Source organism: Enterococcus sp. DIV0712 (assembly GCF_050554855.1).
GTDB lineage: Bacteria > Bacillota > Bacilli > Lactobacillales > Enterococcaceae > Enterococcus > Enterococcus faecalis.
Map to the genome: position 1 here is coordinate 1,480,685 of NZ_CP187333.1, position 12,588 is coordinate 1,493,272.

Sequence of the window (12,588 nt, forward strand, 5' to 3'; positions counted from 1 at the left end):
AATTGCCCCACCCTGCGTTTTTTCTTTAATTAAGCGTTTCTTCCATGACAATTTTTGAATTTTTTGCCACTTCCGCATGGGCATAAATCATTACGGCCCACTTTTTTATCTACACGCACAGGTTGACGCTTCGCACTTGTGTTGCTTTGTGCAGCTGCATCTTGTTCTGTTTCTGGATGTTCCGCTTGTCCTTGAGCTACTTGCTCACGTTGGACATTTTGGCGAATTTCCGATTTCATGAATAAACGTGTTACTTCATATTCGATTGAACCCACCATATTGTTATACATAGAATAACCTTCTGTTTGATATTCTACTAATGGGTTGTTTTGACCGTACGCACGTAAGCCGACAGATTGGCGTAATTGATCCATTGCATCAATGTGATCTGTCCATTTAGTATCGACAACACGCAAGATGACTACTTTTTCAAATTCTAGCAATTGTTCTTGGCCATTCAATTGTTGAGATTTTTCTTCAAATACTTCTTGCGCACGTGCCACTAAGTAGTCTTTGATTTCTTCAGCTGATTTATTTTCTAAATCTTTTTTAGAAATCGTATCTTCATGGACAAGTGTTGAGGCTGCAAAATCGACAATCCCATCTAAATTCCATTCTTCTTTTTCTAATTGTGTATGGCTATCCACCACTCGGCCAATCGTCCGTTTTACCATGCCCATCAATACATCAGACAAGTCATTTTCTTCCATAATTACTTCTTGTCGTTGCGCATAAATAACTTCACGTTGCTCGCGCATCACGTCATCGTATTGTAAGACATTTTTACGTGTGTCATAGTTATTTCCTTCCACACGTTTTTGAGCAGACTCTACTTGGCGAGTAAACATTTTACTTTGAATAACTGCATCTTCTTCTTGCACATTCATTCGTTCTAAGAATGTTTTAATTCGTTCTGAACCAAAGCGTTTCATTAAGTCATCTTCTAAAGATAAATAAAATTGTGAAACCCCTGGATCCCCTTGACGTCCTGCACGTCCACGCAACTGATTATCAATACGACGTGACTCATGACGTTCTGTCCCGATAACTGCTAGACCACCTAGTTCAAGTACACCTAAACCAAGTTTAATATCCGTTCCACGACCAGCCATATTTGTTGCAATTGTAACTGCGCCTTTTTGACCGGCATTCATAATGATTTCGGCTTCTTTAAAGTGATTTTTCGCATTTAATACTTCATGAGGAATTTTAGCTGCGTTTAATTTATCAGAAAGTAATTCTGACGTTTCTACCGCAACAGTCCCCACCAACACTGGTTGCCCTTTGTGGTAACGTTCTTTAATATCTTCCACCACTGCATTAAATTTACTTTCTAAGGTTGGATAAAGTAAATCTGGACGATCGTCACGGATAATTGGACGATTGGTTGGGATTTGAATGACTTGAATATTGTAAATTTCACGGAATTCTTCTTCTTCTGTTTTAGCAGTACCAGTCATCCCGGCTAGTTTTTTGTACATCCGGAAGTAGTTTTGGAACGTAATCGTCGCCATTGTTTTTGTTTCATCTTCAATTTCGACGCCTTCTTTTGCTTCAATCGCTTGATGCAAGCCATCAGAATAACGACGACCATCCATGATACGACCAGTAAATTGGTCAACAATTAAGACTTTATTGTCTTGAACCACGTAATCAATGTCTAATAACATGATATAGTTTGCCCGTAACGCTTGATCTAAATGGTGCGTTAATGCTGTATTTTCAATATCGTAAAGGTTATCCAATCCGAAAGTTTGTTCAGCTTTTTCAATACCTGCTTCTGTTAAACCAATTGTTTTAGACTGAATATCAATTTTGTAATCTTCGTCTTCTTTTAAGCGTTTGACAAAATTATCGGCACGCGTATAGAGTGCTGTCGATTTTTCAGCTTGTCCAGAAATAATTAATGGGGTTCTTGCTTCATCAATTAAGATTGAATCCACTTCATCGACAATTGCATAGTTTAATGGACGTTGAACCATTTGGCTGCGATAAACAACCATGTTATCACGCAAATAGTCAAATCCTAATTCGTTATTTGTACTATAAGTGATATCACAGTTATACGCTTCACGTTTTTCATCAGAAGATTTAGAGTTAATGTTTAAGCCAACGCTTAAGCCTAAGAAATTATATAATTCTCCCATTTCGTTAGAGTCACGGGTTGCTAAGTATTCATTAACTGTAACAACGTGTACTCCTTCGCCAGATAGTGCATTCAAGTATACAGGCATTGTGGCAGTCAAGGTTTTCCCTTCACCTGTTCTCATTTCAGGGATGTTCCCGTCATGAAGCACAATCCCACCCATTAATTGGACACGGTATGGGAATAAACCTAGTACTCGTTTAGCAGCTTCACGGACAACCGCAAACGCTTCTGGTAATAGTTCGTCTAAGGTTTCCCCTTTTTGATAACGGGCTTTAAATTCATCTGTTTTTTCACGTAATTGTTCATCGCTTAGTTGTTCCATTGCACTTGCATGTGCATCAATTTTATCGGCGATTTTTTCTAATCGTCTTAATTCTTTTTTATCGTTTTCAATCATTTTTTTCAAAAAATTTGCCATTGGTATCTGTGTTCCTTTCAATTACCTCTTTTTATTTTTGTATCCTTTTTGTACAAGAAGCACAATCTATCCGTTTTATTTTATCATTACTTGACGAGAAAGAAAACCATTTCTCTCTATTTTACAGACATTTTCCTTTAAAAGAGGAACTTTTAAAGTTATTTTATGTATTTCTTTATTTTTTCTTTACTCCGTGCTTTAAAGATGTTTAAAGAGCTGAAATGCACGAAGGCATTTCAGCTCTTATTTTAAGCTTTAGTCTGTTTCAATCAAGCCATATTTGCCATCTTTACGACGGTAAACAATGCTTGTTCCATTTGTTTCAGCATCTTCAAAAATGAAGAAGTTGTGTCCTAACATGTTCATTTGTAAAACAGCTTCTTCACTGTCCATCGGTTTTAATGATAGACGTTTTGTACGAACGATGTCTAATTCTGAAGGTGTTTCTTCTGTTTCTTCACCAACTAAGAAGACAGCGGCTTTTGTATTGTTACGTCCTGTTTCACGAGATTTTCTGTTGATTTTTGTTTTAAATTTACGAATTTGTCGTTCTAATTTATCGACAACCAAATCAATACTTGCGTATAAATCAGGTGACGTTTCTTCAGCTCGTAAAACTAGATAAGGAAGAGGAATAGTAACCTCGACTTTGGCTGTTTTTTCAGTGTACACTTTCAAATTCACGTGAACCGTTGCTTCAGGTGAATCGCTGAAATATCTTTCTAATTTACCGACTTTTTTCTCAACATAGTCTCGAATCGCTTCGGTTACCTCGATATTTTCTCCACGTACATTATATCTAAACATAACAATTACCCCTTTCATCTACCAGTAAAGAAAAGATTAAAGGACCACTCTTTAATTCCCTTCTTCTTAATTTCATTATATCGAATAATCTGGGTTTTGCCAACAAAATAGTCATCAAATTTATGAATTCTTTTCTTTTTACCGCGCGAGAGTAAACGTATTCAAACTTTTAGGATAACAGTCATTGATAACAGCAGCTGCGTGGAAAAGAGTTCGTCCAGTGGTATAGATGTCATCCACCAAAATAACAGAACAATTTTTTAATTTTTTTTGGTTTTCTTTTTGGATGGCAAATGGTTGTTGCAACTGCATCCTTTCCTTTCTAGTTTTCTTAGATTGCGGAACATTTTCCTCTTTTCTAATTAAAAAAGGGCTGTACGGAACATCAGCCGCTTCTAGTAAGCCAATTACTTGGTTGAAGCCTCGTTCTTGCATTCGCTTTTCGGATAAGGGCACCGGAATAATATAGTCCGCAGATTGTTGCTGAAAGTAAAAGTTGATTTCCTCGTTAAAACACATTCTTAAGCGATAGTCTCCTTGAAATTTATAGCGTTCCATCCACTCTTGCATTCCTTCATCATAATGAAACAACGCTGCATTATGAAAAGAATACTCTGGATAAAGCAGCTGCCACCTTTGACAATCAAAACAATAATGCTCTTGGCTGACGCGACTACAACCAAAACAAGTGCCTGTCATTGGCAGTTTCTGGAACTTTGCTTGGCAGTGCTGGCAAAGTGAAGGGCTCATCCATTTGTTAAAACGTAAGAGCATTTTTAATGTTATCTCCAAACGAATGGGGCTTGCGCAATTTTTACAATCCATCTAACATCCCTCGTTTGCTAGCCAAGCGATTCATTTGCTTTATTTGCCGAATTGCCTCTTTCATGTCTCTTGTTTCCCCATCATGTAAAAATAAAACTTCGCCGTAATTGAATTCTTGTCTTCGATCGACTCGGCCCGCAATTTGGACAAGTGTTGAAGAAGTGAAGACTCGATGATTGGCACCATAAACAATAACTGAGACTGCATCAAAAGTCACACCACGTTCTAAAATGGTTGTAGTGATCAAAATATCCGTTTTCTGCTGACGCATTGCTTGAACTTTTTCCAGGCGAAGCTCATCACTACCATAAACGGCGACAACTTCTTTGTCGGAAAATCGCTCAGCTATTAATGCATGCAATTGGTGAATTAATGAAATGCTTGGGCAAAATAGTAAAACTGAATTACGCACCAATAAACGTTTCAAATGATGTGCAATGATTTTAATATTTTTGCTAGAAAGACGTTGCCACGACTGAACCCAAAATCGGCGTGGCACAGGTAATGGCCTACGGTGATATCTTGCTGGCAAAATACTGGCTGCTAACTTCTTTTGCTGTAAAAGCTTCCGCAATTCTTTCGTAGGCGTTGCTGTTAAGTACACCAAGCTACTTCTTTTTTTTCGTGCGTTACGCACTCCATAATAAAGATGCTCGTTATTAACAAAAGGAAAAGAGTCGACTTCATCAACGATAAGTAAATCAAATGCTTGATGGAATTTCAATAATTGATGGGTGGTGCAAATCACTAGTTTCGTATAACGATACGGTTCTTGACTGTTTCCATGAAGTAAAGCAATTGCTTCATGAGGAAAAACCGCTTGGATTCTGGGAAACAGTTCTAAGCAAACATCGACACGCGGCGAAGCCAGCGCAATCCGCCCCCCTTCTTGTAAGGTTTGGTGTAAAACAGCAAATAACATTTCTGTTTTGCCTGCACCTGTAACTGCCCACACTAAGCGATTCTCTCTTATTTTTGCTGTCTCACAAAGTTCAACCGAGATCGCTTGCTGTCCCTTTGTTAATTGTCCAGACCACTCAAAAAAGACAGTTCTTGGGCTATTGGGCCTTTCTGGTAAATGACAAAATTTTTGACAAGAAGTCACACGGCCTAATTGAATGCATGCATGACAGTAGTATACATTTGTCGCCAGTCTGTTTTCTTTTTTGGATACGACTTCCCCGCACCGCTGACATTGAATTGTTAGGGGTGAACGCTCTAACATTGTTGGTAAATAAACCAGTTTTGTCTGTATTGAACGTTCTGTTTCTTCAATAATTATTTTACGTCCATGCAAATCTTCCATGTTAACCACCTCATTTATAAAATACGCATTTCTCTAGCTTTTTTGCGAAAAAGGAAATCTCCCACCGTTATCTTTCTATTCTTATCTAGTCGTTACCTACTAAACAAACTCTTGATACGCTTTATTGTTTACACGAATCTTCCACTTTCGACTTACCTATATGCAGATTTTTTATAACAAATTTATCTACCTTTAAAGAAAAATTAATGTTAAAGTATATCTAGTAATTCAAGCTTTAATTTGAAAAGACTAGAGAGGAGCAAGCTTTATCATGGAAAATATTTTTTTAAAAAGACTAGAACTCAAAGCTTTTGAAGAAGATTCTGTTTTTTCAAAAATTGAAGGGCTGAATAAATTTAATTCACTAAATTTTAAAAAACCTATTACTTTTTTTTCAGGTGAAAATGGAACTGGAAAATCCACTTTATTAGAAGCAATCGCAGTCAATTGGGGATTTAATCCTGAAGGCGGTAGTATTAATTTTAATTTCTCTACAAACGATACTCACTTGGATTTACATAATTATTTAACTGTTGGAAAAAGTGTAAAGCGTGCTACGGATGGCTTCTTTTTAAGAGCTGAAAGTTTCTACAATGTTGCTACATATGCAGAAAATATAGACTTAGATTTTTCTGAATATGGCGATAAATCCCTACATCATCAATCACACGGCGAAAGTTTTTTGAATCTGGTGAACCATCGGTTTAGAGGAAATGGTCTGTACCTGTTAGATGAACCTGAAGCGGCTCTCTCACCTCAACGCCAACTAGCCTTAATGATATCTATAAAAAAACTAATTGATGAGGGGTCTCAGTTTATTATTGTCTCTCATTCACCTATATTACTTGCAATGCCTGACTCACAAATTATTTCTTTTGATAAAGATAGTCCTTTAGAAATCACGTATGAAGAAAGTATGCCTTATGAAATAACCTCATTATTTTTAAACAACAAAAACAGAATTCTCTCTCATTTATTTGCTGAATAAGTCTGTTATTCGAATTGCTTATGCCATACTGTAATGACTTGTATATAATAATATTGTTAATCATTCTTTGAATTACTACTTTCAGACTACGGAAAAAGGCGTTCATTATTCAGAAAATAGATTGTTAAGTATGTTTTTTTAGTATCTAGATTAAAGTAAAAAATTAAAGACAGTTGTCTTTCTCTAGCTCACAGGACTAATTTCGGCTCTATAATTTATGGAACTGATAAACCAGAATGACTGCTTCAGCTCAATTCCAATTAACTAAAGTCATAAAAAAAGACAAGTTGCTTTTTCGAAGATTCTCGAAAAAACAACTTGTTTTTACTCTTTTTTATCTGCTTGTGCTAACAAATCCAAGGCTTGTTCCAACACTTTTTCCCCGTTCATTAAGCCGTAATCAGACATGCTAATGACATCTGTTGGGATACCTTTTGGTGATAGACGCTTTTCAAAATCACTCTTCATATAACGAACTTGTGGACCTAACAATAACACATCGACTGGATTATTTTCTAAATTTGTGTCTGCTTCCGATGCAGAAGCCGCAAATATATGGGCATCTAAGCCTTGATTAAATGCTGCTTTTTGCATTTTTGTAACAAGTAAACTAGTACTCATTCCTGCGGAGCAAACTAACATAATTGTTTTTTTTGACATTTTAACAGCCCCTTTTACCATTGCCTTTTTCAATTTTCAACATTATCTATTAAAAATATTATAGTGTAAAGTTAATTTTTGTCAATCATTCTTGTTTTTTAAAGCGGATACAATCTTGGTTTAAACGTACCATGCTGATTTCAGTAATTTATTAAATACCACATATTCTTTTTCCAAATTCACTTGAACTACTTGATAACTCGCATTCAACCAACCATAAGCGCCCTTTTCTGGATGCTTATAATCGTTTGCCCACCAATCGACATCTGTCTTAGCAGTTTTTGGTAAACCAGAATGAGGGAATAACAATTCATCAAACTGAGTAAAGGTCAAAGTAACTTGGGAACCGCCATTCGTTTTCAAATAATGAGTAATTGTATCATATTTTTTCTGTCGTGTATGTACCATTTTCCAGCGCCTCCCTTTTCTCTATCATACCTTATTATAACGTTTTTTTCCAAAAATCTCACAAAAAAGATGAGAGAAAAAGTTGCTATTCAGTTGATTCTTTTTTATACTGACTTTATTACGAGAGAAAAGGATACCCATATGTTAGAAAGCTATATTACAGTCAAACAAGATGGTTTCAGCGAGATTGAAATCAAGAAATCGCGGTTTATCTGTTCTGTAAAGCGCGTAACATCAGAAGAAGAAGCAAAAGCCTTTATCGCCGCAATAAAAAAAGAACATTGGAAAGCCAATCATAATTGTAGTGCTTTTGTGATCGGCGAAAAAAATGACATTCAGCGGAGCAGCGATGACGGCGAACCTAGTGGCACTGCTGGTGTTCCAATGCTGGAAGTCTTAAAGAAAAAAGAGTTAATCAACGTAGTGGCTGTTGTCACTCGTTATTTTGGCGGAATAAAATTAGGCACTGGTGGTTTAATCCGAGCATATAGTCATGCTCTTTCCCACACTTTAGATGAAATTGGTTTAGTCATTGGCAAATTACAACAAGAACTATTGATTACGATCGCCTATCCTTTATTAGGAAAAGTCCAAGCCTTTTTGGAACATAGTCCCTACACGCTTAAAGAAACTATTTACACAGAGTCTATTCAGTTAATTTGTTTAGTAGATGAACAAGCAACAGAAACATTTATAGCTGAAATGACGGATCTACTTAACGGCCAGTTGACAATTGAAAAAGGCGCAACAAGCTATCACGAACTACCATTTAACGAAAAAGGAGCACAAGCAAATGACATTTGAAGAAGTATTGCCACAGATTAAAGCAGGAAAAAAAGCCGTACGTAAAGGCTGGAGCGGTTTTGAACTTTTTATTGAATTACGTGATGAAATTGGCACCTCCGAAGGTGAATTTTTACAAGTTACCCCGTATTTTTTAATCAAAACTTCTGATGAAGGCTACAGCATGTTTTCACCAACACCTTGTGATGTCTTAGCAGAAGATTGGGTGATTGTTGAAGCATAACTACACACATAAGGTCTGGCAGATTACGGCGATTGCTCGTTCTTCCAGACCTTAATTTTTAAATGTTTAAAGGAGTTTTTCTTATGCCAAAAGAATTTGAAACAAAACGGGTGCTTGTAACCGGTGCAGCTTCAGGGATTGGCCAAGCACAAGCAATTGCCTTTGCTGAGCAAGGTGCTGAAGTTATTGGCATCGACCTAGACGAAACGGGGTTAAAGCAGACAGCCGCACTGGTTAACCTAGATTCTACTAAGCCATTTACTTATTTTGTCGGTGATGTGTCTTCTCCCTCATTTGTGCAAGCCACGATGAAACAAATTGTGAAAGACAACGGCCAAATTGATATTTTATTAAATACGGCAGGTATTTTAGATGATTATCGTCCTTCTCTAGAAACTTCGGAAGCTTTATGGGATCAAATTTTAGCAACCAATTTAAAAAGTGTCTTTTTAGTGACCAATGCTCTATTACCTTATTTCCTCCAACAAAAAAAAGGAGTAATCGTTAACATGGCATCTATCGCTGGCTTAGTAGCTGGGGGCGGCGGCGCAGCGTACACTGCCTCTAAACACGCAATCATCGGGTATACAAAACAACTTTCCTACGATTATGCCAAATTAGGCATTCGAGCAAATGCGATTGCGCCAGGTGCCATCCAAACACCCATGAACGCAGCTGATTTTGCAGGAGAAGGTGAAATGGCTACTTGGGTAGCACGTGAAACACCCGCGGGCCGTTGGGCACAGCCACAAGAGGTAGCAAAACTTTCATTATTTCTAGCTAGTGATGACGCTGATTATATCCATGGCACAGTTATGACCATTGATGGTGGTTGGACCATGAAATAAAAAGACTTTACAGAGTGTCTGTTCTTCAGTAACATGTAACACAGTGAGGCAACTCACACCATAACACTTCAGTTGGCTTTGCTGCCCTTCCTTTGGTTATGGTTATCACTAAAACACGTCGTTGTTTTATAAAGGAGAATCTTAAATGAATCATTCATCAAATCCACAAACCAGTACGTGGTCAGCTACGGCTTTGGCTAAAATGGCGCTGGTTACCGCTTTGTATGTCGTTGTCACTGTACTTCTCGCTCCGCTTAGTTTTGGTCCGATACAGCTTCGTCTTGCCGAATTATTTAATTATTTAGGCGTTTTTAACAAGCGATATATCTGGTCCATTACGTTAGGGGTTGCGATTGCCAACGCCGCTTCGCCTCTTGGTATCATCGATATAGTCATCGGTAGCGCTGGAACGTGCGCAGTCTTATGGATTGCCTATTTTGCGACAAAAAATCAGCAAAATTTATTGATTAAACTAATGCTGACGGCCATTCTTTTTGCTTTGTCCATGTTCACTGTCGCCGGACCCTTAACGTTCTTTTATCAGTTACCTTTTTGGTACACATGGTTGACCGTTGGACTTGGTGAACTTCTTTCAATGACCGTCGGCGGTATTCTGATTTACGTATTAAATAAAAAAATACAGCTTGTAAAACGCATCGAAGAATAAAAAAGCGCTTGGGGTTTAAACCCCAAGCGCTTTTTAGCACTATCCTTTAGGTTGAATGAAGTCTGCTTGCCATTTTCCAAGAGATGGATTGTAATCAAAATACCAAAGTTGTGAAAAATATTGTTTTTGATGCTTGTATCCCGATAAAACACGACCGCTTTGAGTATCTTCCTCGTAGTCAATACAAGAAAAATGAAGCATCAGTGAAAAACTGGTTTCACTAATAGGATGATAATTCGAAGCTGGCGCTACTTTCACTTTTTTTACATGATTTCTGATGCCCGCTTGTTGATTTGCTTGTAATACTGCAAGATGTTTTTGATAAAGTTTTTCTGTATAGTTATCTTTGACTACAGACAAATTTTCTTGATCCCACGCTTGTTGTATTTCTTTTAAGAGTGCCTTTTTTTCTTTTGATGTTCCAGGTAATGCTGCCCACATTTCTTGAAAAGCACCTTCATCGACTGGTTGATTTCTACGGCGTCTTTGCCAAATCATCGCGCCCCCAAAAAGAACAAAAAACACTGTTGAAATTAAGCCTTCCAGTGGCGTTGTGTTGCTGGTCCCGGTCTCGTTATGATGAACATAACTTCTTGATCCATCACCGCTTGGCGAAAAACCATTCGAGGGATTACCTCCGCTAGGACTTTCTACACGTCCGCCGCCATAGCCACCAGCTACAGCCGCCGCTTGATTAGGCCATAAACAAAAGGCCATGGCACAGCCCACAAAAACCAAAATTAACTTTCTCATTCTCTCACCTTTCGACCCCTTCAAACCAACAAATGAATAAATAGACGCAGAATACTAAACAAAGCGCCAAGATTAACAATGATTAATAATACCTTCAGCCATCTGCCATATGGTTGTACTGATTGATAACTTCGTTGATAAATACTCAAGCCAAACAGGACCGCTGGCCACATAAATATACTAGATCTTGGGCCAAACGAATTACCCTCGCCCAAAAAATTCACATGAATGGGCACATGAGCTGGTAAATCAGGATAAACCACCACACTTAATAACAGTAAACTGACTGCCAAGACACTTGTAACAATAAACAACCGTTGACTAACTTTTTCAATCTGCTTGTTTCTCATTATCTTAGTTTTCTCCTCTATTTAATGATAGATATACTTTCAGTTTATGCCTCCCTATCTGAATTTGCAATAAAAAAAAGACAAGGAAACATTCGATTAAATGTCCTTGCCTCTGTTTTTAAAAACCTTAAATCAAGCCTTTCACACCTATATCTTTTCGATAGTACATTCCAGGAAATGAGTAATTATCCAATGTTTGATAAACTTTTTTGCGGGCTTCTTCAAGAGTCGAAGCAGTTGCTTCTGCTAAAAAGATTCGTCCGCCAGCCGAAACCAGAGCCTGTTCTGAACGAGTTACCCCTGCATAATAGATGGTTTCACCAGACATTTCTGGCAATGGTAGATTTGTCTTGTATTGATTAGGATAGCCTTCTGCTGCTACAACAACACCAACACTCGCTAACTCATTCCATGCAATCGTTGGTTGCTCTTTCACCAGCAATGAAGAAATTATTTCTGAAAGGGGACTCTCTAAACGTGCCAACACAACTTGTGTTTCTGGATCCCCAAATCGAGCATTAAATTCAATAACCTTGGGGCCAGTTGCTGTTTGGATTAAACCAGCATATAAAATCCCTTGAAACGGACGTTTTTCAGCCACCATTCCTTTAGCAGTCGGTTTCAGGACTTGGCTAATGGCTTGCTGAACCGCTTCTTCTGGGATCTGAGGCACTGGTGTGTAAGCACCCATCCCCCCTGTATTCGGACCAGCATCCCCATCGAAAATCCGCTTATGATCTTGAGCAATCACCATCGGATATACCTTCTCATTAGAAACAAAAGCCATTAAGGAAAATTCTTCTCCTTGCAAAAATTCTTCGATTACAACCGTTTGACCGCTTACTCCAAATTGTTGATCCTCCATCATCGCAACTAGCGCCCGTTTTGCGGCTGTTTTTGTTTCGGCAACTACTACTCCTTTTCCAGCTGCCAAACCATCCGCCTTAATAACAATTGGTACTCCTTGCTGTTCAATATATTCTAAGGCAGGTGCCAAACGTCGAAAGACCCGATATTCCGCCGTTGGAATCTGGTATTTTTGCATAAAATCTTTCGCAAAACTTTTTGAACCTTCAATTATTGCAGCTGCTTTTGTCGGGCCAAAAATCAGTAATCCCGCTGCTTGAAAGGCATCTACAATCCCTTCAATTAATGGCGTTTCTGGTCCGACGAATGTCCAATCAATCTGATTATCCTTCGCAAATTGAATTAGTTCCGTTTGCTGCTCTTCACTGATAGGTACGGTCCGAATATTATCACCACTCATACCAGGATTACCTGGTGCACAATAAACAGTCTTGACTTTGTCTTCTCGCTGTAATTTTTTGGCGATTGCATGTTCACGACCACCACGCCCAATCACTAATATATTCATCGGTTTC

General features: G+C 38.1%; 14 protein-coding genes. 5 read left to right on the forward strand and 9 right to left on the reverse strand.

The window, feature by feature from the left end; genetic code table 11:
* Positions 1-29 precede the first annotated feature (29 nt).
* The 4 genes from secA to IGL42_RS07160 form a co-directional block, all read right to left on the reverse strand.
* Complete coding sequence (gene secA / locus IGL42_RS07145) at positions 30-2,567, reverse strand: preprotein translocase subunit SecA (RefSeq protein ID WP_002381826.1); 2,538 nt, start codon at positions 2,565-2,567, stop codon at positions 30-32.
* A 255-nt stretch (positions 2,568-2,822) separates the two neighbouring features.
* A complete protein-coding gene (hpf, locus tag IGL42_RS07150) occupies positions 2,823-3,374 on the reverse strand; it encodes a ribosome hibernation-promoting factor, HPF/YfiA family (protein ID WP_002357293.1) in 552 nt (183 codons plus the stop codon).
* Between the two features lie 138 nt (positions 3,375-3,512).
* Positions 3,513-4,199, reverse strand: a complete 687-nt coding sequence (locus IGL42_RS07155; protein WP_002394508.1) for a ComF family protein — start codon at positions 4,197-4,199, stop codon at positions 3,513-3,515.
* Positions 4,189-5,505, reverse strand: a complete 1,317-nt coding sequence (locus tag IGL42_RS07160; RefSeq protein ID WP_002391282.1) for a DEAD/DEAH box helicase — start codon at positions 5,503-5,505, stop codon at positions 4,189-4,191. The genes IGL42_RS07155 and IGL42_RS07160 overlap by 11 nt, the downstream gene beginning before the upstream one ends.
* Positions 5,506-5,776: 271 nt before the next feature.
* Here IGL42_RS07160 and IGL42_RS07165 point away from each other — a divergent pair, with 271 nt between their 5' ends.
* Complete coding sequence (locus tag IGL42_RS07165; RefSeq protein WP_010710290.1) at positions 5,777-6,493, forward strand: AAA family ATPase; 717 nt, start codon at positions 5,777-5,779, stop codon at positions 6,491-6,493.
* Positions 6,494-6,817: 324 nt separating this feature from the next.
* On the opposite strand, the gene IGL42_RS07170 is transcribed toward IGL42_RS07165, so the two are convergent.
* Positions 6,818-7,153 carry a PTS sugar transporter subunit IIB gene (locus IGL42_RS07170; protein ID WP_002364074.1) on the reverse strand — a complete coding sequence of 112 codons (336 nt, stop codon included), beginning with the start codon at positions 7,151-7,153 and terminating at the stop codon, positions 6,818-6,820.
* Positions 7,154-7,273: 120 nt separating this feature from the next.
* Positions 7,274-7,561 carry a DUF7662 domain-containing protein gene (locus IGL42_RS07175; protein WP_002357286.1) on the reverse strand — a complete coding sequence of 96 codons (288 nt, stop codon included), beginning with the start codon at positions 7,559-7,561 and terminating at the stop codon, positions 7,274-7,276.
* Positions 7,562-7,630: 69 nt separating this feature from the next.
* Between IGL42_RS07175 and IGL42_RS07180 the strand changes: the two genes are divergently transcribed.
* From IGL42_RS07180 to IGL42_RS07195, 4 genes are all read left to right on the forward strand, one after another.
* Positions 7,631-8,365, forward strand: a complete 735-nt coding sequence (locus IGL42_RS07180) for a YigZ family protein (RefSeq protein WP_025191816.1) — start codon at positions 7,631-7,633, stop codon at positions 8,363-8,365.
* Positions 8,355-8,588 carry a DUF2829 domain-containing protein gene (locus tag IGL42_RS07185; RefSeq protein ID WP_002357284.1) on the forward strand — a complete coding sequence of 78 codons (234 nt, stop codon included), beginning with the start codon at positions 8,355-8,357 and terminating at the stop codon, positions 8,586-8,588. The genes IGL42_RS07180 and IGL42_RS07185 overlap by 11 nt, the downstream gene beginning before the upstream one ends.
* Positions 8,589-8,650: 62 nt before the next feature.
* A complete protein-coding gene (locus IGL42_RS07190) occupies positions 8,651-9,436 on the forward strand; it encodes a 3-oxoacyl-ACP reductase (RefSeq protein WP_002398350.1) in 786 nt (261 codons plus the stop codon).
* A 145-nt stretch (positions 9,437-9,581) separates the two neighbouring features.
* Positions 9,582-10,103 (forward strand): QueT transporter family protein, encoded by a 522-nt coding sequence (locus IGL42_RS07195; protein ID WP_002364076.1) that lies wholly within the window; start codon positions 9,582-9,584, stop codon positions 10,101-10,103.
* Between the two features lie 39 nt (positions 10,104-10,142).
* Here IGL42_RS07195 and IGL42_RS07200 read toward each other — a convergent pair whose 3' ends face one another.
* From IGL42_RS07200 to purD, 3 genes are all read right to left on the reverse strand, one after another.
* The gene (locus IGL42_RS07200) at positions 10,143-10,856 is read right to left on the reverse strand and encodes a hypothetical protein (protein ID WP_010710286.1); all 714 of its coding nucleotides are present in this window, start codon (positions 10,854-10,856) and stop codon (positions 10,143-10,145) included.
* 20 nt (positions 10,857-10,876) lie between these two features.
* Complete coding sequence (locus IGL42_RS07205; RefSeq protein ID WP_002357280.1) at positions 10,877-11,206, reverse strand: DUF1648 domain-containing protein; 330 nt, start codon at positions 11,204-11,206, stop codon at positions 10,877-10,879.
* A gap of 127 nt (positions 11,207-11,333) precedes the next feature.
* Entirely contained in the window at positions 11,334-12,581 is a 1,248-nt protein-coding gene (gene purD / locus IGL42_RS07210; protein WP_002357279.1) for a phosphoribosylamine--glycine ligase, read from the reverse strand.
* Between the last annotated feature and the right edge of the window lie 7 nt (positions 12,582-12,588).

Coding starts and splice junctions, on each gene's coding strand:
- secA (WP_002381826.1), bottom strand. CDS start 2,567: ATGGCAAATTTTTTGAAAAAAATGATTGAAAACGATAAAAAAGAATTA.
- hpf (WP_002357293.1), bottom strand. CDS start 3,374: ATGTTTAGATATAATGTACGTGGAGAAAATATCGAGGTAACCGAAGCG.
- IGL42_RS07155 (WP_002394508.1), bottom strand. CDS start 4,199: ATGGATTGTAAAAATTGCGCAAGCCCCATTCGTTTGGAGATAACATTA.
- IGL42_RS07160 (WP_002391282.1), bottom strand. CDS start 5,505: ATGGAAGATTTGCATGGACGTAAAATAATTATTGAAGAAACAGAACGT.
- IGL42_RS07165 (WP_010710290.1), top strand. CDS start 5,777: ATGGAAAATATTTTTTTAAAAAGACTAGAACTCAAAGCTTTTGAAGAA.
- IGL42_RS07170 (WP_002364074.1), bottom strand. CDS start 7,153: ATGTCAAAAAAAACAATTATGTTAGTTTGCTCCGCAGGAATGAGTACT.
- IGL42_RS07175 (WP_002357286.1), bottom strand. CDS start 7,561: ATGGTACATACACGACAGAAAAAATATGATACAATTACTCATTATTTG.
- IGL42_RS07180 (WP_025191816.1), top strand. CDS start 7,631: ATGAGAGAAAAAGTTGCTATTCAGTTGATTCTTTTTTATACTGACTTT.
- IGL42_RS07185 (WP_002357284.1), top strand. CDS start 8,355: ATGACATTTGAAGAAGTATTGCCACAGATTAAAGCAGGAAAAAAAGCC.
- IGL42_RS07190 (WP_002398350.1), top strand. CDS start 8,651: ATGTTTAAAGGAGTTTTTCTTATGCCAAAAGAATTTGAAACAAAACGG.
- IGL42_RS07195 (WP_002364076.1), top strand. CDS start 9,582: ATGAATCATTCATCAAATCCACAAACCAGTACGTGGTCAGCTACGGCT.
- IGL42_RS07200 (WP_010710286.1), bottom strand. CDS start 10,856: ATGAGAAAGTTAATTTTGGTTTTTGTGGGCTGTGCCATGGCCTTTTGT.
- IGL42_RS07205 (WP_002357280.1), bottom strand. CDS start 11,206: ATGAGAAACAAGCAGATTGAAAAAGTTAGTCAACGGTTGTTTATTGTT.
- purD (WP_002357279.1), bottom strand. CDS start 12,581: ATGAATATATTAGTGATTGGGCGTGGTGGTCGTGAACATGCAATCGCC.